At 65.9% G+C, this 20,881-nt stretch carries 15 protein-coding genes; 11 read left to right on the forward strand and 4 right to left on the reverse strand.

Annotated elements, in window-relative coordinates:
* Nucleotides 1-93 precede the first annotated feature (93 nt).
* Nucleotides 94-1,407: a glycosyltransferase 87 family protein gene (locus ACIBW7_RS39685; RefSeq protein WP_397055701.1), complete on the reverse strand. Its 1,314-nt coding sequence runs from the start codon at nucleotides 1,405-1,407 to the stop codon at nucleotides 94-96.
* Nucleotides 1,408-1,584: 177 nt separating this feature from the next.
* On the opposite strand from ACIBW7_RS39685, the gene purL reads away from it, so the two are divergent.
* Both purL and ACIBW7_RS39695 read left to right on the forward strand, forming a co-directional pair.
* Nucleotides 1,585-3,879 carry a phosphoribosylformylglycinamidine synthase subunit PurL gene (purL, locus tag ACIBW7_RS39690; protein WP_397055703.1) on the forward strand — a complete coding sequence of 765 codons (2,295 nt, stop codon included), beginning with the start codon at nucleotides 1,585-1,587 and terminating at the stop codon, nucleotides 3,877-3,879.
* Between the two features lie 71 nt (nucleotides 3,880-3,950).
* Nucleotides 3,951-5,738 (forward strand): alpha/beta hydrolase, encoded by a 1,788-nt coding sequence (locus ACIBW7_RS39695; protein WP_397055705.1) that lies wholly within the window; start codon nucleotides 3,951-3,953, stop codon nucleotides 5,736-5,738.
* A gap of 58 nt (nucleotides 5,739-5,796) precedes the next feature.
* Here the strand turns inward: ACIBW7_RS39695 and ACIBW7_RS39700 are convergent, their stop codons facing one another.
* Nucleotides 5,797-6,087, reverse strand: a complete 291-nt coding sequence (locus ACIBW7_RS39700) for a YiaA/YiaB family inner membrane protein (RefSeq protein ID WP_063044483.1) — start codon at nucleotides 6,085-6,087, stop codon at nucleotides 5,797-5,799.
* A gap of 302 nt (nucleotides 6,088-6,389) precedes the next feature.
* Here ACIBW7_RS39700 and ACIBW7_RS39705 point away from each other — a divergent pair, with 302 nt between their 5' ends.
* From ACIBW7_RS39705 to ACIBW7_RS39715, 3 genes are all read left to right on the forward strand, one after another.
* On the forward strand, nucleotides 6,390-8,141 hold the full coding sequence (locus ACIBW7_RS39705; RefSeq protein WP_397055708.1) for an alpha/beta hydrolase: 1,752 nt from the start codon (nucleotides 6,390-6,392) through the stop codon (nucleotides 8,139-8,141).
* 47 nt (nucleotides 8,142-8,188) lie between these two features.
* On the forward strand, nucleotides 8,189-8,791 hold the full coding sequence (locus ACIBW7_RS39710; RefSeq protein ID WP_397055710.1) for a lysostaphin resistance A-like protein: 603 nt from the start codon (nucleotides 8,189-8,191) through the stop codon (nucleotides 8,789-8,791).
* A gap of 281 nt (nucleotides 8,792-9,072) precedes the next feature.
* A complete protein-coding gene (locus ACIBW7_RS39715; protein WP_397055728.1) occupies nucleotides 9,073-9,435 on the forward strand; it encodes a sterol carrier family protein in 363 nt (120 codons plus the stop codon).
* A gap of 130 nt (nucleotides 9,436-9,565) precedes the next feature.
* Here the strand turns inward: ACIBW7_RS39715 and ACIBW7_RS39720 are convergent, their stop codons facing one another.
* Nucleotides 9,566-10,681: an acyl-CoA dehydrogenase gene (locus ACIBW7_RS39720; protein WP_397055712.1), complete on the reverse strand. Its 1,116-nt coding sequence runs from the start codon at nucleotides 10,679-10,681 to the stop codon at nucleotides 9,566-9,568.
* A gap of 10 nt (nucleotides 10,682-10,691) precedes the next feature.
* Entirely contained in the window at nucleotides 10,692-11,945 is a 1,254-nt protein-coding gene (locus ACIBW7_RS39725; RefSeq protein WP_397055730.1) for an ABC transporter permease, read from the reverse strand.
* A gap of 217 nt (nucleotides 11,946-12,162) precedes the next feature.
* Between ACIBW7_RS39725 and purF the strand changes: the two genes are divergently transcribed.
* The 6 genes from purF (at nucleotide 12,163) to purM (ending at nucleotide 20,773) form a co-directional block, all read left to right on the forward strand.
* The gene (purF, locus tag ACIBW7_RS39730) at nucleotides 12,163-13,722 is read left to right on the forward strand and encodes an amidophosphoribosyltransferase (protein WP_397055732.1); all 1,560 of its coding nucleotides are present in this window, start codon (nucleotides 12,163-12,165) and stop codon (nucleotides 13,720-13,722) included.
* 397 nt (nucleotides 13,723-14,119) lie between these two features.
* On the forward strand, nucleotides 14,120-15,676 hold the full coding sequence (locus ACIBW7_RS39735; protein ID WP_397055734.1) for an ABC transporter substrate-binding protein: 1,557 nt from the start codon (nucleotides 14,120-14,122) through the stop codon (nucleotides 15,674-15,676).
* 119 nt (nucleotides 15,677-15,795) lie between these two features.
* On the forward strand, nucleotides 15,796-16,806 hold the full coding sequence (locus ACIBW7_RS39740; protein WP_397055736.1) for an ABC transporter permease: 1,011 nt from the start codon (nucleotides 15,796-15,798) through the stop codon (nucleotides 16,804-16,806).
* 35 nt (nucleotides 16,807-16,841) lie between these two features.
* Complete coding sequence (locus tag ACIBW7_RS39745) at nucleotides 16,842-17,906, forward strand: ABC transporter permease (RefSeq protein ID WP_397055738.1); 1,065 nt, start codon at nucleotides 16,842-16,844, stop codon at nucleotides 17,904-17,906.
* Complete coding sequence (locus ACIBW7_RS39750; protein ID WP_397055714.1) at nucleotides 17,903-19,588, forward strand: ABC transporter ATP-binding protein; 1,686 nt, start codon at nucleotides 17,903-17,905, stop codon at nucleotides 19,586-19,588. The genes ACIBW7_RS39745 and ACIBW7_RS39750 overlap by 4 nt, the downstream gene beginning before the upstream one ends.
* 105 nt (nucleotides 19,589-19,693) lie before the next feature.
* Entirely contained in the window at nucleotides 19,694-20,773 is a 1,080-nt protein-coding gene (gene purM, locus ACIBW7_RS39755) for a phosphoribosylformylglycinamidine cyclo-ligase (RefSeq protein WP_063044470.1), read from the forward strand.
* Nucleotides 20,774-20,881: the final 108 nt, after the last annotated feature.

Below are 20,881 nucleotides of genomic sequence, written 5' to 3' on the forward strand. Positions count from 1 at the left end.
GGCGGGGTGAGCCACCTTCTGGCCGCCCTCGATGCGGCAGGGGCGCCGAGAGTAGTCGAATGGTTGTTGCGGGAGGTGCCGGCCGCCATTCGACTACGCTCGGTGGGGCGGGAGCGTGCCGGATTCCTGCCGCACTGGTGTGGTGGTCGGGTGGTAGGTGATGACGGCGACCACGAATACCGCCATGGTGGCGAGGACGTAACTGCTGCCGATGATTTGTTGCCACCAGGCCCAGCCGAGTTCCAGGTCCTTCGAATGCGGCAGGAGCCATTGGGGGCCGATCATGAACAGGACGGTGAAGGCGGCGACGGTGCCGATGAACCAGCGGTTGCGGGTGCCGCGGGCGATGGCGTCGGCGGCGACCAGGATGGCGGGGGCGATCCAAACCCAGTGGTGCGACCAGGAAACCGGCGACACCAGCAGTACGGCGGCAGCATTCACCATCAGCGCGGCGACCTGCTGTCCCGCATCGAGCAGGCGGCGCATCCACACCGCCGCGAGGGCAATCGCGATGAGCGACAGGGTGATCCAGATCAGGGTGGCCAGGGAATCGGAGACGCCGAGGCGGAAGGCCATGCCCTTGATCGACTGATTGCCCGCGAAGTACGGCGGGCCGATGCGGCCGGTATCGGCCAGGGTGTGGAACCAGTATTCGGCCGAATCGCTCGGGAACAGCAGGAATCCGAGTCCGACCGCGACGATCGCGGAGACGATCAGCGTGCCCGCTGCCTTCCAATCCCGCCGTAGCAGGAAGTACAGCAGATATCCGGCCGGAATCAATTTCACCGAGACCGCGATGCCGATGAGCATGCCGCGCGGCCAGAACGGTTTGCGGACAAGACAGTCCATGGCGACCGCGGCCATCAGGACCAGATTGATCTGGCCGAAGCCGAAGGTCGCCCGGATCGGTTCGGACGTCTGCGCCACCGCGACCATACCGATGACCAACGCCAGTACGGTCCGCCGCTCGAGACTCGGGCGTAGCCGCGCGAGCGCCAACCAGAGCGTGATGCCGAGGCTGAGCACCGAGGTGGCGGTCACCAGCACCTCGGCCAGCGGCAGCGGCATCAGTGCGAGCGGTGCGAAGAACAGAGCGGCCAGCGGGGGATAGGTGAACGGCAGTCCGATCCCCTCGACCGGGGGCATCGGTCCGTACAACTCGCCGTCGTCGAGCCAGACGCGCGCACCGTTGCGATAGACCTGGAGATCGATGTATCCGTTCCACCAGTGCACCACCAGCGAGACGATGGCCGATACCGCGAACATCGCCACGGCGATCAGCAGCCAGCGCACCTGCGGGTTCGACAATGAGAATCGCGGCGAGATGTCCGAGTCGGCTTCGAGCCGGATGTCCTGTGTGGTGACGGGCTGCTCGGCCGGATCCGCAACCCCCGATCGATCGTTCACCGCCAAAGAGTAGCGGTTGCGAACTCCCGCAATGTGTGCCGACCCGAGGCATCCGCGCCCGAAAACCGGCGATCCGGACGACCGGTCGATGCGACCGGCTGCCCATCGAGGGTCACGGCTAAACTTCATGGCGAATCCCCAGCTTCGCGCTCCGGCCCGAAAGGACCCTGGTACTCCGTGACTCCGCAGGTCGACACCGTCAGCGCAGCCGCAGCAACTCCCGACGCCCCGCAGCCGTACAAGGAGCTCGGTCTCAAGGACGACGAGTACGCGCGGATCAAGGAAATCCTCGGCCGTCGGCCGACCGACGCCGAACTGGCGATGTACTCGGTGATGTGGAGCGAGCACTGCTCCTACAAGTCCTCGAAGGTGCATCTGCGCTACTTCGGCGAGACCACCACCGACGAGATGAAGTCCGCGATGCTCGCGGGCATCGGTGAGAACGCGGGCGTCGTCGATATCGGCGAGGGCTGGGCGGTCACTTTCAAGGTGGAGAGCCACAACCACCCCTCCTATGTGGAGCCGTATCAGGGTGCGGCCACCGGTGTCGGCGGCATCGTGCGCGACATCATGGCGATGGGCGCGCGGCCGATCGCGGTGATGGACCAGCTGCGCTTCGGTGCGGCGGACGCAACCGATACCCGGCGCGTGGTCGACGGTGTGGTGCGCGGTGTCGGCGGCTACGGCAACTCGCTCGGCCTGCCGAATGTCGGCGGCGAGACCGTTTTCGATGCCTCCTACCAAGGCAATCCGCTGGTCAACGCGCTGTGCGCCGGTGTCATGCGGGTCGAGGATCTGCATCTGGCCTTCGCCTCCGGCGCGGGCAACAAGATCATTCTGTTCGGCGCGCGCACCGGCCTCGACGGCATCGGCGGTGTTTCGGTGCTCGCCTCGGACACCTTCTCCGGTGACGAATCCGGCACCGGCCGCAAGAAGCTGCCGAGCGTACAGGTCGGCGACCCGTTCGCCGAGAAGGTGCTCATCGAGTGCTGTCTCGAGCTGTACGCGGCCAAGCTGGTGGTCGGTATCCAGGACCTCGGCGGTGCCGGATTGTCCTGTGCCACTTCCGAACTCGCGGCCGCGGGTGATGGCGGCATGCATATCGATCTGACCAAGGTGCCGCTGCGCGCCAAGGGGATGACCCCGGCCGAGGTGCTCTCCAGCGAATCGCAGGAGCGCATGTGCGCGGTGGTCACGCCGGAGAACGTGGACGCTTTCATGGCCGTCTGCCACAAGTGGGATGTGCTGGCCACGGTCATCGGCGAGGTCACCGAGGGCGACCGGCTGGTGATCAGCTGGCACGGTGAGACCGTTGTCGATGTGCCGCCGCGCACCGTCGCACATCAGGGCCCGGTATACGAGCGTCCGGTCCAGCGACCGGATTTCCAGGACGCGCTCATCGCCGACACCCCGGACACGCTGCCCCGGCCGAAGACTCCGGAGGAACTGCGCGCCACCGTATTGCAGATGGTCGCCAGCCCGCAGCTGTGCAGCCGCCGGTGGATCACCGAACAGTACGACCGCTACGTCCGCGGCAATACCGTGCTCGCCGAACACGCCGACGCGGGCGTCATCCGGATCGACGAGGAGACCGGCCGCGGCATTGCGCTGGCCACCGACGCGTCCGGCCGCTACACCAAACTCGACCCCTACACCGGCGCACAGCTCGCACTGGCCGAGGCCTACCGCAATGTGGCCACCACCGGCGCGACGCCGAAGGCCGTCACCAACTGCCTCAACTTCGGTTCTCCCGAGGATCCGGGCGTCATGTGGCAGTTCCAGCAGGCGGTGCGCGGTCTCGCGGACGGTTGTGTGGCCCTGGGCATTCCGGTCACCGGCGGCAATGTCAGCTTCTACAACCAGACCGGTCAGGACGCCATCCTGCCGACCCCGGTGGTCGGCGTGCTCGGCGTCATCGACGATGTGCACCGGCGCATCCCGACCGGACTCGGCCTGGAGCCGGGCGAGACGCTGATCCTGCTCGGCGAGACCGCCGACGAATTCGGCGGCTCGATCTGGTCGCAGGTCGCCCACGATCATCTCGGCGGGGTGCCGCCCAAGGTCGACTTCGCCCGCGAGCAACTGCTCGCGGAGGTGCTGACCTCGGGTTCGCGCGACGGCATGATCAGTGCGGCGCACGACCTTTCCGAGGGTGGTCTGATCCAGACCGTGGTCGAGGCCGCGCTGGCCGGCGAAACCGGTTGCCGCATCCTGCTTCCCGAGGGGTCGGATCCGTTCGTGCAGCTGTTCTCCGAATCGGCGGGCCGGGTGCTCGTCGCGGTGCCGCGCTCGGAGGAGACCCGCTTCACCAAGATGTGCACCGCGCGCGAATTGCCGTGGATGCGCATCGGTGTGGTCGATCAGGGCTCGGATTCCGTCGAGGTGCAGGGCCAGTTCTCGATCACCCTGGACGACCTGCGCGAGGCGCACGAGGGCACGCTGCCGAAGCTGTTCGGGGCCAGTGCCGTTTGAGCGCGCCGGAGGCTGGTGAAGTCTCGGCAGTCCCACGCGGGGCTCGATTTGCGGCGTTCGCTGTCCCCTCCGTGGTTCCGCTCCGCTACCGCCTCCGGGGCCTGAGCTCGCGCCGCGGCGGCGTCGGCGTCGGCAAGATCGTCGGCGCCGTCGAGCGTTTCTTCCACCCGAATTACCTCGGCCTCATCGTCGCCACGGTGTTCTTCGGCTGGTCGCTGACACCCTCACTGCTGCCACGGGATTGGCTGTTCGAGGGACTGGTCAGCGGGATCAACGCGGCCATCGGTTACGGTGTCGGCTGTCTGTTCGAATGGGTTTACCGCAAGTGGTTGCGGAAACCGTTGCGCCGCAAGGTCGCTCAGTTGCCGCCTGCGGTCACGCGAGTGTGGGCGAAGCGGCCGAAGTGGCTGCCCGGTGCGGTCAAGACCACGATTGTGCTGGCCTGTCTCGGCGTCGCTGTTTTCCTGCTGGTCGAATCGGCCCGCTGGCAGCGCGAAATCACCGCGCTCATGGGCATGGAATCCACGACGACTTCCGGCTTCCTGCGCACCGGCGCAATGAGCGCACTGGTCGGCGCGATCGTCATCGCGGTATTCCGGATACTGCGACGGCTCGTCCGTTCGATCGCATTCGAGCTGATCAGGCGCGCCCACTTTCCGCGCCAATTGGCCGTCCCGACCGGAGTGCTCGTTGTGGTCGTCGCGGCGGTGCTGCTGTTCAACGGCGTGCTCACCAAAGTCTTTTTCGATGTGGCGAATTCGGCGTTCAGCGTGCGCAACAGCCACACCTCGCCCAATGCCGTACAGCCACAGCTGCCGGAACGCTCCGGCAGTCCGAATTCGCTGGCGGCCTGGGACACGCTCGGTTCCGAGGGCCGCTGGTTCGTCTCCTTCGTGCCGACTGCCGCCGATATCAGCCAGGTCACCGGAAAGCCCGCGCGCGAACCGATTCGGGTCTACGCCGGATTGGAATCGGCCGACGGGCCGGAGGCACAGGCCGAATTGGTTGCGGCGGAGTTGGAGCGCACCAAGGCATTCGAGCGCAAGGTGCTGGTGGTCGTGACGACGACGGGCACCGGCTGGATCGATTCGTCCAGCGCCGAATCCGTCGAGCTGATGTACAACGGCGACACCGCGATTGCCGCGACTCAGTACTCCTATCTGCCGAGTGTGCTGTCGTTCCTGTCCGATAAGGACAAGGCCACCCAGATGGGAAAGCTGGTCTTCGACAAGGTTTATGAGCATTGGTCGGCCCGGCCCAAGGATGCCCGGCCCAAACTGCTCGTCTACGGCGAGAGTCTGGGATCCCAGGGCTCCGAAGGTGCTTTCACCGGTCTGGCCGATATCCGATCCAAGACCGACGGCGTGCTGTGGGTCGGACCGCCGAATTCCAACCGGCTGTGGAGTGAATTCACCGCCCGCCGTGATCCCGGCACGCCGGAGATCCTGCCGACCTATGCCGACGGGCTGGTGGTGCGCTTCTCCGACAGCCGCGCCGACCTGTGGAAGCCTGGGGACAACTGGCTGCCACCGCGCATCGCCTATCTGCAGCACGCCTCCGATCCGGTGGTCTGGTGGTCGGCGGATCTGCTCTTCAGCGAACCGGATTGGCTGCGCGAACCGCGCGGTCCCGATGTGTCCTCGCGGATGGCGTGGTATCCGATCGTCACCTTCTGGCAGGTCGCCGCGGATCTGCCCAGAGCGCAGAGCGTCAGTGATGGACACGGGCACAACTACGGAAACCTGGTTTTGGATGCGTGGGCCGCGATCGCGCAGCCGCCGGATTGGTCGGCCGATCTGGCGGATCGGATCCGGGATTATCTGGCGATCTCCGCGGCGCGTGAGCACCAGCTGAAATAGAGCACACACCCGGGTGGGCCCGAACCCCTCGTTGCCGGACTCGCCCAGGCGCGCGCCATCAGGCGACGGATTTGAACGGATCGTGCTCCGCCATCAGCTTTTCCATCCGCGCCTCGTCCAGGCGGCGGCTGATGCTCGCCGATTCCTGTTGGTCGCGAACGACCTTCGCCAGGGTGAAGGCGCTCGACACCAGGAACAGCACGGACATGCCGAGGAAGCCGCGCTGTGCGATATCGAGTGGCAGGTAGAAGATGCCGACGCCGGTCCCGAAGAAGCTGACGCCGAACGCGATCGCGGCTTGCGCGAGGAAGGCCGAAGAGGTTTTCGGCCGGGCGTTGGGATTGCTCATACCTGTAGTCTGCTGATTCGGCGCGCTGCGCAACCGCGTACAACTACTCGAGCGCGTTGGGTAGTTGCCGGACGACGCGGTAGTGGCACTGCCGCTGGATGATTCGCGAATCGTGCCGGGTCGAGCCGGCTGAGCGGCCCTGTGATCTGTACCGGCGATATCGCGTGGTGCTCCGGGCAACGCACCCACTGACCCGAGCGCACCCGCATACTGTTCGAGTGAAGATCGCTACGGACCCGTTGACGTCGCCGCCCGTGCCCGATCCCACCGACAATCCGGGCATCGCGCCGTCCCGCTGACCGATGCTCGAAACCACGACCACCCTGACGAAGCTGCGTGCGCGCGGCGTCGTGGTCGTGCGGCGTGCCGAGGACATCATCGATCTGAACTATGTCGGGCTGGTCTTCGCGACGATCTTCTTCGCACTCTCGGTGACGCCGTCGCTGGTGCCGCGCGACTGGCTGTTCCAGGGCCTGATCAGCGGCATCAATGCCGCGCTCGGCTACGGGCTCGGCTGCCTGCTGGAGTGGCTGTTCCGGCTCTGGGTCCGGCCGCGGCTGGCCAAGCTGCTGCGCGACCGGATCGCGCCGCCGCCGACTTGGGTGCGCTATGCGGTGAAATCGGCGGTCCTGTTGACCGCCGCCGTCACGGCGGCCTTCATGCTGGTGCAGTCGGCCCGCTGGCAGCGCGAGATCACCGCGCTGATGGGCATGGAGGGCACCACCACTCCCGCGTATCTGCGCACGGGATTGCTCAGTATCGCGGTGGCGACCGGGGTGGTCGCGGCGTATCGGACGCTGCGCGAGATCATTCGATTCCTGGCTCGCCAGCTCAACCGCTGGGTGCGGGTGCCGCGCGAGCTGGCCCCGTCGGCCGGATTCCTGGTTCTGGTGGTGCTGACCGTCACGCTGTTCAACGGCGTCGCCTCGCGCGCCTTCTTTGCGGTCGCCAACTCCGCCTTCAGTGTCCAGAACGATCACACTTCGCCGAATGCCGTCCAGCCGGTGCAGCCCGAGCGGTCGGGCAGTCCGGCCTCGCTGGCGAAGTGGGATTCGCTCGGATTCGAGGGCCGCTGGTTCGTCTCGCACGGTCCCTCCGCGGCCCGGATCACCTCGATCACCGGTAAGCCCGCCCGCGAGCCGATCCGCGCCTATGTGGGTCTGGAGTCGGCGCAGAGCGGTGCAGACCGGGCCGAGCTCGCGGTCTCCGAACTGGAGCGCACCGGCGCCTTCGACCGGAAGGTGCTGGTGGTTGTCACCACGACCGGCACCGGATGGGTGAATTCCATGGCGGCCGGCGCCATCGAATACATGTACGGCGGCGATTCCGCCATCGTGGCCTCGCAGTATTCGTATCTGCCCAGCGTGCTGTCCTTCCTCGCGGACCGTGGTAAGGCATCGGATGCGGGTAGGCAGCTGTTCGACGCGGTCTACCAGCATTGGTCGGCGCGGCCCGAGGGGGCGCGGCCGAAGCTGCTCGTGTACGGCGAGAGTCTGGGCTCGCAAGGCTCGGAGGCGGCCTTCGGCGGACTCGCCGATCTGCGCTCCAAGGTCGACGGTGCGCTGTGGGTCGGGCCACCGAATTCGAATCGACTGTGGGAGCAGTTCGTTTCGCGACGCGACCCCGGATCGCGCGAGGTCGAACCGGTGTACGCCGATGGCCTGGTGGTCCGATTCGCCTCCGACAGTGCCGATCTCGCGCGTCCGACAACCGAATGGCGGGCCCCGCGCATCGCTTACCTGCAGCACGCCTCCGACCCGATCGTCTGGTGGTCCTCGGATCTGATCTTCTCCCAACCGGATTGGCTCTCCGAACCGCGCGGCTCCGATGTGTCCTCGCAGATGCGCTGGTGGCCGTTCGTCACGTTCTGGCAGGTCACCTGCGACCTGTCCAATGCGCAGGGCGTCACAGACGGGCACGGGCACCGGTACGGCAGTCTGGTATTGGACGGCTGGATCGCCGTTGCGGCACCGCCGGATTGGACCGTGGAACAGTCCGACAAGATCCGGGCCCAGATCGAGGCCGCCGAGGACTACGAGCGCGAGATCAAATGACATTGATCGGTCGTGTTACGAAAACCACTGTAGCCGTTGGTATTCCGTTGACATGGAGCGGTTGGCTGTTGCCGCGCTTGCGGCTGGACATGCGCGGTCGCACCGCCGCCAATGCCGGATTCGCGACCGCTTATGCATTGGCATTTCGCGGCCGTCCGAACTGGTTGTCCGCGCGGGGGCTCGGTTACGGACTAGCCTCGGCGGGCGTGGTCGCCGCCGGTTATGGTGCGGCCGTTGCCATTCCGGCGCTGCGCGATCGTCTCGGCGGGTTCGCCGACCGGGCTCCGGACGTTTCGCTCGATGAGTGGGTCGCGGTGCATATTCCGATCGGCACCGTCTACAGCGAGGAACTCATCTTCCGTGCAACACTGAACCCGTTGCTGGACAAGGAGTTCGGGCCACGCCGCGGTGCGTTGATCGGAGCAGCCGCCTTCGGCCTCTGGCACATCCATCCCGCACGCGCTGCGGGCGACAGCATCGCGGCATCGATTGCCGCGACCGCAGCCGGAGGCCTCCTGTTCGACCTGCTGCGCCGCCGCACCGACAGCGCCACAGCCCCCGCTCTGCTGCACTTCGCCGTGAACGCCGGGGGTGCGCTCGCACCGCGAATCGCCGCCCGGTTCGCCTCGACTCGTGCCCGAAGCAGCTGACTCCCGCCTCGGCTCGTGCTCGGGGCGCTGACTTCCGCGCCGGCTCGTGCTCGGGGCGCTGACTCCCGCGCCGGCTCGTGCTCGGGGCGCTGACTTCCGCCTCGGCTCCGGCTCGCAACAGCTGATCGGCGCGCCTTCCGCACGCCACAGGCAGTGCCGCTGCCGACAGAATGCGCTACAGGTGCGGGACCGGATCCAACCGACCCGCTCCATGAGCATTGTCGGAGCCCAGCAGTAATCTCGGCATCGTGGCAGGACGAGGAACGGTGGATCCAGCGGAAATGCGAGCGGCGGTCGAAGCAGTCGGCACCTGGCTACGCGACGACTCGACGCCGGCCCCCGCCAGGCCCGAACTCGCGGCCGCGGTCCGCACCACCGTCCGGACCCTCGCCGCCTCGGCACCCGGCCATTCCGTCGAAGTCCGCGTCCCACCTTTCGTGGCGGTGCAGTGCATCGAGGGCCCACGGCACACCAGGGGCACACCACCGAATGTCGTCGAAACCGATCCGCGCACCTGGCTCCTACTCGCCACCGGCCTCCTCGACTTCGAGACCGCAGTGGCGAACGGCACCGTGACCGCCTCCGGCAGCCGAGCCGCCGAAGTCGCCCATTGGCTTCCCATCGCCCGCCCCACCGCGGACTGAAATCGCCCGGGCAGACCACGAATTCGCATACCTGCCGCCGCTGGTCTGCACCTCGGTGATTCGCACCTCTCCTATCGGGATCCGCACTCTTTGGGCGCCCACGACGGGTGCGCCGATTACGGAGCGAACCTCACTGGGGCTGGGGGGCCACCGCTGGCTGGGTGAGGCGGTCGAGCAGGGCCGTTTTGATGCCCGGACGGGAGCCGAAGACCAGGGTGAACGTCGCCTCGCGTAGTGAGCGCTCGGCGAGATTGCCCCGCGTGACGGCCGCGCTACCGGTGGCCGTCACCAGAGCTGTGGCCGCGCGGACCGCGAGTTCGGACGCGCGGGCGCGAGCCAAGTAGACATCCGACTGGCCGGTGAGCGCATCGTCGAGTTCGGTTCGGATGCGGGCGGCTTCGGCGGCCGAAGCGGTGGTGTCGATGCCGAACTGCGTGAGTTCGCCGAGGCAGCGCCGCACGATGCCGAGGGCCAGCGCCCCGTTGCGCCAGGCGGCCAGGATGAAGGAGGCGTTGAAGCTGCGCAGCGAAATCCGGTTGTCCACAGCGGAATCGGGCACCTGCACGCCGTCGAAGGTGAGTGTCACGGTCTTGCTCGCGTCGGCGGCGATGAGCGGGAGCGGGGTGGCATGCACCGCGGGGCTCGGTTCGGCGGGCACCAGCACGCTGATCAACGATCCCTCGTCGTCCGCATCGCGCGCCATCACGCCGAGAAGGTCCACCAGACCCCACCCGGTGACGAACGGCGCGGTGCCGTGGAGGACATACCCGCCGTCGACGCGACGCGCGATCAAACCGGGTTGGTCGTTCGCGCCCGCGTAGCTCACACCCGCGCGCACCCGGCCGTGCCGCAGCTCCTCGGTAAGTCGTTCGCGCAGTTCGAGATTCGGTGAGGTGGCGATCCGTCGCGCGACCCCGAGATGCTGCGCCCAGACGAAGGTGGTCGTCAGACATCCGGCGACCAGGATCTCACCGGCCTGGGTGAAGGTGGCGATATCCATATCGGCCTGCCTCGTCCCCCGGCCACCACCCCTCATCGAATCGCTGCGCGATGCTGGATCCATCGTCGCGCCGTAGAACCCGTACTCGGCGAGCAGGTCGAAATGGGTGCCGGGAATTTCGCCGGTGCGGTCGACCGCGTCGGCCTGTGGTGCGAATATCTCATCGGCCAGATACCGCGCGTGCTCGATCCACGAATTCACTCCACCCATCTTGGTGCATGCCGCGAATCCGGTCGCAGCCGCCACGGGGCTCGCCTCAGCCGCGGGACAGATCGCGCCGATGCAGGCCCTTGTAGTCGTAGTACCGGGTGATGAAGGTGCCGAGCACCAGCCCGATCGAGAGCCCGAGCACCGCCATCCACACCCCGCGTGACAATCCCGCCGGGAAGTTCGCGTCGAAGTAGAGAATTGCGCGCACACCGACGAACACCTGGTGCATCGGCTCGAATTTCGCCAGCCAGCCCAGATATTTCGGCGTCGCCTCGATCGGCACGGTGCCGCCCGAGGAGGGCAGCCCGAGAATGATGAACAGGATCAGGTTGATCAGCAAACCCGCCGAACCGACCGCGGCGAGGATGGACGACCCGGTGATCCCGACCGCCATGATGGCCAACGCGCTATAGAGAAACAGCGTGAGCGGATGATCGATCGGCATATCGAGCAGCCCGGCCACACCGAGGAATACGCCCGCGACGATATTCGCGGTGATAACCATCACACCCCATTTGATCAGCAGCGTATTGAACCGCGAGATCGGAGTGGCCGGAAAATGCACGTACCACGGCCCGTATTCGGTGGGCACGAATCCGAGTGCGGCATCGATCATGGTGTGGATGGTCATCGAGCCGACCAGTCCGGCGAGCAGAAGTAGCAGCGCGTAGAAGAACGCCGTCAAACCCTGTCCGGTGCCGGATGGCAGCGGACGGAACGGCGAGATGACGATGCGCACCGGATCCGCGAGCGCCACCCGAGTCGCACCCGTCAACTCGGGCGCTGCCCCGCCGCTCGGCGGCGTCAACTGCGCATTCACCTGATCGGTCAGTTTTTTACCGACTTGATCGTTCACCTGGGCCAGAGCCTGGGTGCCGATGGTCGTGACGATATTGGTGACGAACGCGCCACTGCGCGGATTTGTCTGCAGCGTCAGCGTCGGGCGCTGGATATCACCGGGCACCACACTGCCCACACCGAGAATTCCGAGGCGCTTACTGAAATCGCTGGGAACAAGGATCGTGCCGTAGACCGCACCGGACTGCATCTTCAGCTCGGCATCGTTGATGCCGAGCACCTGCAGATCGACCTTGTCCGCCGGAATGCCCTGGCGCAGCGCATCGGTGATCTGTGTGCCGAAATTCACCTGCTGGCCGCCGACCGTATCGCCGACATCCTGGTTCACCAATGCGATCGGGAAGTCGTGCAGGTTCTTCTCCGGATCGACGACGTAATCCAGATACATCGTCGCCAGCAGCGCCATGAACAGCGTCAGTACCGCGATCGGGACCAGCCACATGCGTGCGGTCAACCGTGTATCCGACCCACGGGTGCGCGCACTGTCCGAAGTCGTCACGGCTTGGCACGGTAGCACCGTGCCGCGCGGAAAAACGGCAGCGTCGCTCGGCGATTGCTGCGCCTACCCGGTGGCGGTGATCGCGGCGCATCGTTCACCCGTAGAATGGCCATTGCCCCCAGCCCGCCCGAACAGGGAGCAAACGGTGACCAACGCCGAGATGCCGGTCGAAACTACCCCCGATCAGGTCGAGAACGAACCACGCGAAGAGTGTGGTGTGTTCGGAGTCTGGGCGCCGAGCGAGGACGTGGCCAAGCTCACGTACTACGGCTTGTATGCGCTGCAACACCGCGGCCAGGAGGCCGCGGGTATCGCCGTCTCCGACGGCTCACAAATTCTGGTCTTCAAGGATCTGGGCCTGGTCAGCCAGGTATTCGACGAGCAGACGCTGGCCGCGATGCCGGGTCATATCGCCGTCGGTCACTGTCGCTACTCCACCACCGGCTCCACCACTTGGGAAAATGCGCAGCCGATCTTCCGCACCACCTCGGTCGGTTCCGGACTTGCGTTGGGCCACAACGGAAATCTGGTCAATACCGCCGAATTGAGCGCGCGCGCACGCGAACTCGGGCTGATCGGGATGCCGCCGGTCTCCGGTGGTCGCCCCGTGCCGATCACCGCCACCTCCGACTCGGATGTGATGACCGCGCTGCTCGCGCACGCCGCCGCGGATTCGAGCATCGAGCAGGCCGCGATGAAGCTGCTGCCGACGCTGAAGGGCGCGTTCTGTCTGACCTTCATGGACGAGCACACCCTCTATGCCGCGCGGGATCCGCACGGCGTTCGTCCGCTGTGCCTCGGCCGGCTCGAGCGTGGCTGGGTCGTTGCCAGTGAGACCGCCGCGCTGGATATCGTCGGCGCCGCCTTCGTCCGGGAGATCGAGCCGGGCGAACTGCTGGCGATCGACGCCGACGGTGTGCGGTCCATGCGCTTCGCCAATCCCGAACCCAAGGGCTGCGTCTTCGAATTCGTCTACCTGGCCCGGCCCGACAGCACCATCTCCGGTCGCTCGGTGCACGCCACCCGGGTGGAGATCGGTCGTCGCCTGGCCAAGGAACATCCGGTCGAGGCCGATCTGGTGATTCCGGTGCCGGAGTCCGGCACCCCCGCCGCGGTCGGTTACGCGCAGGGCTCGGGCGTGCCGTACGGACAGGGCCTGATGAAGAACGCCTACGTCGGGCGCACCTTCATCCAGCCGAGTCAGACCATCCGCCAGCTCGGCATCCGGCTCAAGCTGAATCCGCTGCGCGAGGTGATCCGCGGTAAGCGGCTCATCGTGGTGGACGACTCCATCGTGCGCGGCAACACTCAGCGCGCGTTGATCCGGATGCTGCGCGAGGCGGGCGCGGTGGAGATCCACGTGCGGATCGCCTCGCCGCCGGTGAAGTGGCCGTGCTTCTACGGCATCGACTTCGCCTCGCGCGCGGAGCTGATCGCCAATGGCGCGGGCGCCGATGACAGCTATGACGACATGGTGGAGGCGGTGCGTCGTTCGATCGGCGCGGACACCCTCGGCTATATCTCCACCGAGGGCATGATCGCCGCCACCGAGCAGCCGCGCTCGCGGTTGTGCAGCGCCTGCTTCGACGGCGAATACCCGATCCCGCTGCCCACCGAGGCGGCCATCGGCAAGAACGTGCTCGAGGGCATGCTCACCGGCCAATCCGAGGCAATGTTGTTGAGCGAGAACGCGAATGCGAGTGCGCTGAGCCGCCCCTGACAGAATTCGACGATCACGAACCCCTCGGTGACAGCCGGGGGGTTCGATCTTGTTCGGGTCGCTTTCGACGCGACCTGTCCGTGCGTGTGCCGTGGCCTACTCGAGACGTGCCGGCGGCGATTTCGAGGCGAACCTGGTCATTCGTCCGGTGATCCGCTGTTGCCCGCGCACCATTCGCAACCTCCGCTAACCTGCCCGTCATTTTTTCTTTGAAAACGCAACATCCCAGAAATGGATCCTGGGTACGGTGCCCGACATATCGGAAGTTCACCGTGTCCGCCGCCGTCCTGTGATCCAGCACACGCGGCGTGGCGCGCTCGAGAAGTGGGGCCTGATGATGAGGGTTTCGAACAAGCCTGGGCGAGGGGACCGGACGCGACGAATCGCGGCGGTCGGGATGGCGGCGCTGGCCGTCTCGGCGATCGCGGGATGCGGTTCCGGGCGCACCGGTGGGGGTGGTGACGGGGCCGGTCTGGTGGCGGGCACCACGGACAAGATCTTCTCGCTCGACCCGGCGGCCGCCTACGACAACGGTTCGCTGCTGGTCGAAACCCAGATCTATTCGTATCTGTTGAATTTCGCGCCCGGCGATGCCACCCCGAAGCCGGACGCCGCGGAGAAGTGTGATTTCAGCTCGCCGACGGTATACACCTGCAAGCTGAAGTCCGGGCTGAAGTTCGCCAATGGGAATCCGTTGACCGCCAAGAGCGTCAAGTTTTCCTTCGATCGCATGCTGGGCATCAACGACCCGAACGGTCCCGCCTCGCTGCTGGGCAATCTCGAGAAGACCGAGGTCGCCGACGACCTGACAGTGAACTTCACCTTGAAGGTCGCCAACGATCAGACTTTCCCCGCGATCCTGCCGACCCAGGCCGGTCCGATCGTGGACGAGAAGGTCTTCCCGGCCGACAAGGTGTTGCCGGATGAGGACGTAGTGAAGACCAAGGGCTACTCGGGCCCGTACACGATCGCTAGCTACGACAAGAACAAGCTGGTCGAGTACCAGGCGTTCCCGGACTACAAGGGCATCCTCGGCACGCCGAAGACATCGCAGGTCTCCACCAAGTACTACGCGACCTCCGACAATATGAAGCTCGATCTGCAGAGCGGTGCGCTCGATGTCGCGTACCGATCCTTCACGCCGACCGATATCGAATCGCTGCGCAAGGACAGCAAGGTCAAGGTGGAGGACGGGCCCGGCGGCGAGCTGCGCTACATCGTCTTCAATCTGAACACCATGCCGGGCGGCACCCCGGAGCAGAAGCTGGCGGTGCGCAAGGCCATAGCCTCATCGATCGACCGACCCGCGCTGGCCGAGGGCGTCTACAAGAACACCTATCAGCCCGCGTACGGCTTTGTGCCGCAAGGTATGCCGGGTGCGGCCGAGCCGCTCAAGGACCTCTACGGGGCCAAGCCCAATAAGGATGCGGCGGCCAAGTTCCTCTCCGGTGCGGGCATCGCCACACCGGTCGAGCTGAACCTGCAGTACAACCCCGATCACTACGGTTCGAGCAGCTCCGAGGAGTATGCGGCGATCAAATCGCAACTGGAGTCGACCGGGCTGTTCAAGGTGAATCTGCAATCCACCGAATGGGTTACCTACCAGAAGGAACGGGCCCGCGACGGTTACCCGCTCTATCACTTCGGCTGGTTCCCGGACTACCCGGACGCCGATGACTACCTGACCCCGTTCTTCGCGCCCAACAACTTCCTGCAATCGCACTTCGAGGATCCGAAGATCACCGCGCAGCTCACCGCGGAGACGACCGAGCAGGACAAGACCAAGCGCATCAAGCTGATCGAGGACGTACAGAAGGATCTCGCGCAGAACTACCTGCCGACCCTGCCGCTGCTGTCCGGTAAGCAGATCGCGGTGTCGAATCCGAGCGTCAAGGGTGTGTCGGACACACTCGACGCGTCGTTCAAGTTCCGGTACACGGTGCTGAGCAAGTGACATCAGGCGAAGCCGGGCCCGAATCTGTTACCACTGCTGAAAAGCAGGTGCCGGATCGGGCCCGGCGCTTCGGGCTGCCATGGGTCGGGAAGTCGAGTGGGGATTCCCGGCAGCTGGCGTTGTTGCGGTATTTGGTGATTCGACTGATCTTGATCCTGCCGACGGCGTGGATCCTGGTCACCGTTGTGTTCTTCCTGATGCGGGTGATCGGCGATCCGATCAGCGCCGCGATGGGCGGACGGATGACCCAGGAACAGATCGAAGTGCGCAAGGAAGCCGCCGGTTTGAACCGGCCGATCCTGACCCAGTACTGGGAGTACATCTCCGGGCTGATGCACGGGGATTTCGGTCACTCCCAGGACAATCGGCAGATCAGCGAGGTGGTGACAACCTACGGCGCGGCCACTCTGGAACTGGTGTTCTGGGCCCTGCTCGTCGCCTTCGCGGTCGGCGTGCCGCTGGGTAGATATGCTGCGACACACCGTGATTCGACGGCCGACGCCGGGTTGCGGTTGTTCGCCATCCTGGCGTACGCGGCGCCGGTGTTCTTCGTCGGTCTGCTGCTGAAGCTGATCTTCGCGGTGAAGCTGGAGTGGCTGCCGGTCGCCGGCCGGGCGAGCACTCCCGTCGAGCTGCAACTGCAGCATGTTTCGCCGAAGACCAACATCATGGTGGTCGATGCAATCCTCTACGGGGACAATAGCTATCTGATCGATGTGCTGAAGCATGCGATATTGCCCGCGGTCGCACTCGGTCTGCTGACAGCGGGCATCTTCCTGCGCTTGGTGCGCGTCAATCTGATCCAGACGTTGCACAGCGAATTCGTGGATGCCGCACGGGCACGCGGACTTTCGGCGCGGGTGGTGACGGGGCGACATGCGGTGCGCAACGCGATGATTCCGATCATCACGGTGATGGGCATGTATATCGCGACGATGCTCGGCGGTGCGGTGCTCACCGAAACCACCTTCGAATGGAAGGGACTGGGTTATCAGCTCGCGGAATACCTGCATCAACGCGACTTCATCGCGGTGCAGGGGATTGTCGCGTTCCTGGCGCTGGCCGTCGCGGTCATCAGCTTCCTGGTGGATGTCATCGTCGCGCTGATCGACCCGAGAGTGAGGTTCTGATGACCGCTCCGGAATTGGCGAACGAACCACTGGTGATGCCACCGGTGCCGCCGACGAAGCGCAGGCGGATCCCCGGATTGCGGCTGTTCACCATGACCGCCGGATTGCAGCGGGTGACGCTGATCGTCGGACTCGGCCTCGTCGCGGTATTCGTATTCGTGGCGATCTTCGCGCCGCTGATCGCACCGTACGGGCTCGCCCAGAACTCTTCGGACGGTGTCGCGTTCGTCGCACAGCAACCGCCATCGGGTCAGCATTGGTTCGGCACGTCGGTGCGCAGCGAGGATGTGCTGTCCCGGGTGATCTTCGGTGCTCGAACCGCGCTGTTCGTGATCGCGATCTCGCTGGTGATGTCACTGGTCGTCGGGGTACCGCTGGGATTGGTGTCCGGCTACATCGGACGCGCCCTCGACCGGGTGCTCGTTCTGTTCATGGACGCCATCTACGCGTTCCCGACCCTGCTGCTCGCGATCGTCGTGTCCATCGTGGTCGCTGGTGGGCAGTCGAGCAGCTTCGGCGGCGTGCTGTCGGCGGCCGTCGCGATCACGGCGATCTATGTGCCGCAATACTTTCGGGTGGTTCGCAATGCGACCGTCGCGGTGAAGAACGAACCGTATGTGGACGCGGCCAGGGTCACCGGTGCGTCCACCACTCGAATCATGTTCCGGCACATACTCGCCAACGTCACCCAGTCGCTGCCGGTGATCGTCACCCTCAACGCGGGCGATGCCATCCTGACGCTGGCCGCGCTCGGCTTCCTCGGTTTCGGTATCGAACCGACCCAGGCCGCCGAATGGGGTTACGACCTCAATAAGGCGCTTTCCGATGTCTCCAATGGCATTTGGTGGACGGGCATCTTTCCCGGTACAGCCATTGTGCTGGTAGTGCTCGGGCTGACACTGGTCGGCGAAAGTCTCAACGAGGTGCTGAATCCGCTGCTGCGCACCCGTCGTGCACTCAGCCCGGCCACCGTCGCCAGCGACACCGCCCTCGAAAAAGAGGTTCCCGCAACGGAACTCACCGCAGCTGAACTGGATCTGCGCGAAAGCGGTAGCGCCGCAGATAAAGACAGTTCAACAGGGGAAGGAGTATCGCAATGACGGAAGCGGTCGCCGAGACCAAACCCCCGGCGCTGTCCATCGAATCGCTGTCGGTCACCTTCGCCACCGACGCCGGTCCGGTCTACGCGGTCAGCAATGTCTCCTACGAGGTGTATCCCGGCGAAGTGCTCGCCATCGTCGGGGAATCCGGCTCCGGTAAATCGGTGAGCTCGCGCACCGCGATCGGACTGCTGCCGAATACCGCTCGAGTCGATGGCCTGGTCACCCTCGGCGCGGACAAGGTCACCTCGATGAGCGAGCGGCAGCTCACCGCTCTGCGCGGCGGCGCGATCTCGATGATCTTCCAGGAGCCGGGTCGTGCACTCGACCCGCTGTTCACGGTGGGCTATCAGATCGCGGAGGCATTGCGGGCACACAGCGATATGAGCCGCAAGGCCGCCAAGGCCAGGGCGATCGAACTGCTGCGCATGGTCGGCCTGCCCGATCCGGAGCATCGGGTGGACTACTACCCGCATCAGCTCTCCGGCGGCCAGAAGCAGCGCGTGATGATCGCGATCGCGATTTCCTGCGAGCCGAAGGTGATCATCGCCGACGAACCGACCACCGCACTCGATGTCACCGTGCAGGCCGAAATCCTGGAACTGCTGCGCGATCTGCGCGATCGCATCGGCAGTGCCATCGTGCTGATCACGCACAATATGGGCGTGGTCGCCGATATAGCCGACCGGGTGGTGGTCATGCGCGACGGCAAGGTGGTCGAGCAGGCGCCGGTGGACGAGCTGTTCGCGGCGCCGAAGCAGGAGTACACCCGCAAACTCCTCGCGGCCGTTCCGCATTTGGGCACCGAGCAGTTGGAGCACGGTGCGGTCGAGGAGGTCGTCGCAGGCGAGCCGGTGCTCGAGGTGACCGATCTGGTGGTGCAGTTTCCCGGACCCTTCGGCCGACCGCCGTTCCGTGCCGTGGACAACGTGAGCCTGTCCATCCGGCCCGGCGAAACCCTCGGCCTGGTCGGCGAATCCGGTTCCGGAAAGTCGACCATCGGCCGCTGCGTCGCGGCCTTGCAGCGCCCGAGCTCCGGGGTCGTGAAGGTGCGCGGACAGAACATCGCGGAGCTGTCCCAGCGGCAGCTGCGACCGATTCGCCGCCGCTTCGGATTCGTCTTCCAGGATCCGGCCAGCTCGCTGAATCCGCGGCTCACCGTCGGCGACTGCGTGGCGGAACCGCTGATCGTGCACAAGGCGGGCAGTTCGGCGGAGATCCGGGCGCGAGTCCGCAAACTTCTCGATGACGTGCAGTTACCCGCGGGCACCGAACGCCGCTATCCGCACGAACTGTCCGGCGGCCAACGACAGCGCGCCAGCCTGGCCAGAGCGCTGGTCCTCGATCCGGACCTGTTGGTGGCCGACGAGCCGACCAGTGCGCTGGACGTCTCGGTGCAGGCGGCGGTGCTGGAGCTGTTCGGTCAGCTGCAGCAGGAGTGCGGCTGGGCCTGCCTGTTCATCAGCCACGATCTGGCGGTCGTCGACCAGCTGGCCGATCGGATCGTGGTACTGCGCAACGGCGCGGTGGTCGAGCAGGGCGATCGTGATCGCATTCTGCGTCGTCCGGAGCAGGAGTACACCAGGCGACTGGTCGCCGCGGTGCCGGTGCCCGATCCGGTGGAGCAGCGACGCAGGCGTGCGCAAACGGCGGCCCTGTTCGCGACAGAGCAGGGCGAATGAGCGTCGGCGGCGGGGAGCAGGCGGATCTGCTGCGGCATTGTTATCCGGCTCCGGTAGCGTGAGCTGGCATCTATCCGCCGATTCGGTTTGGAGCTCTCCCCGAAAATGACTGAACAGACCCCCAGTGGTGCCGGTGCTTCCTACGCCGCAGCCGGCGTGGACATCGAGGCAGGTGACCGCGCAGTCGAGTTGTTCGGGCCATTGGCGAAGAAGGCCAGCCGACCCGAGGTGCAGGGTGGGCTCGGCGGATTCGCCGGGCTGTTCGCACTGAAGGGCGGCTACCGCGAGCCGTTGCTCGCGGCCTCCACCGACGGGGTCGGCACCAAGATCGCGGTCGCCCAGGCGATGGACAAGCACGACACGGTGGGCCTCGACCTGGTCGCCATGGTCGTGGACGATCTGGTGGTCTGCGGCGCCGAGCCGCTGTTCCTGCAGGACTACATCGCCATCGGCAAGGTCGTCCCGGAGAAGGTGGCCGAACTGGTCTCCGGTATCGCGGAGGGCTGTGTGCGGGCGGGCTGCGCACTGCTCGGCGGCGAGACCGCCGAACATCCCGGCCTGATGGATCCCGACGACTACGACCTGTCCGCGACCGGTGTCGGCGTGGTCGAGGCCGATTCGGTGCTCGGTCCGGACCGGGTGCGTCCCGGCGATGTGGTGATCGCCATGGGCTCCTCGGGCCTGCACTCCAACGGCTACAGCCTGGCCCGCAAGGTGCTGCTCGATATCGACCGGATGTCGCTGACCGGCCACGTCGAGGAGTTCGGCCGCACCCTCGGTGAGGAGCTGCTGGAGCCGACGGTCATCTACGCCAAGGACTGCCTCGCGCTGATCGCCGAAACCGATGTGCGCACCTTCGCACACGTCACCGGCGGTGGCTTGGCCGCGAATCTGGGCCGGGTGATTCCCGCGGGCATGGTCGCCGAACTGGATCGCGGCACCTGGAATCCGGCACCGGTATTCAAGATGATCGCGCAGCGCGGCCGGGTCGACCGGGTCGAGATGGAGAAGACCTTCAATATGGGTGTCGGCATGGTTGCCGTGGTGGCGCCCGAGGACGTCGACCGGGCCCTGGCCGTGCTGACGGCACGGCACATCGCCTGCTGGACCCTCGGCACCGTCAAGAAGGCCAAGGACGCCGACGCGGTCCGCGCAGTACTGGTCGGCGAGCACCCGCGCTTCTGAGTCTCTGTCTTTGGCAGCGCCTTCGGCGCTGCGTGTTCGCGGCCCCCTGGTGTCTCGCGTCCGAGTCGTCGAGACTCGCGACTTCGTCGCATGCGCTTCGACGACTCG

Origin of the sequence: Nocardia sp. NPDC049526 (assembly GCF_044465765.1) — a bacterium.
Classification (GTDB): Bacteria; Actinomycetota; Actinomycetes; order Mycobacteriales; family Mycobacteriaceae; genus Nocardia.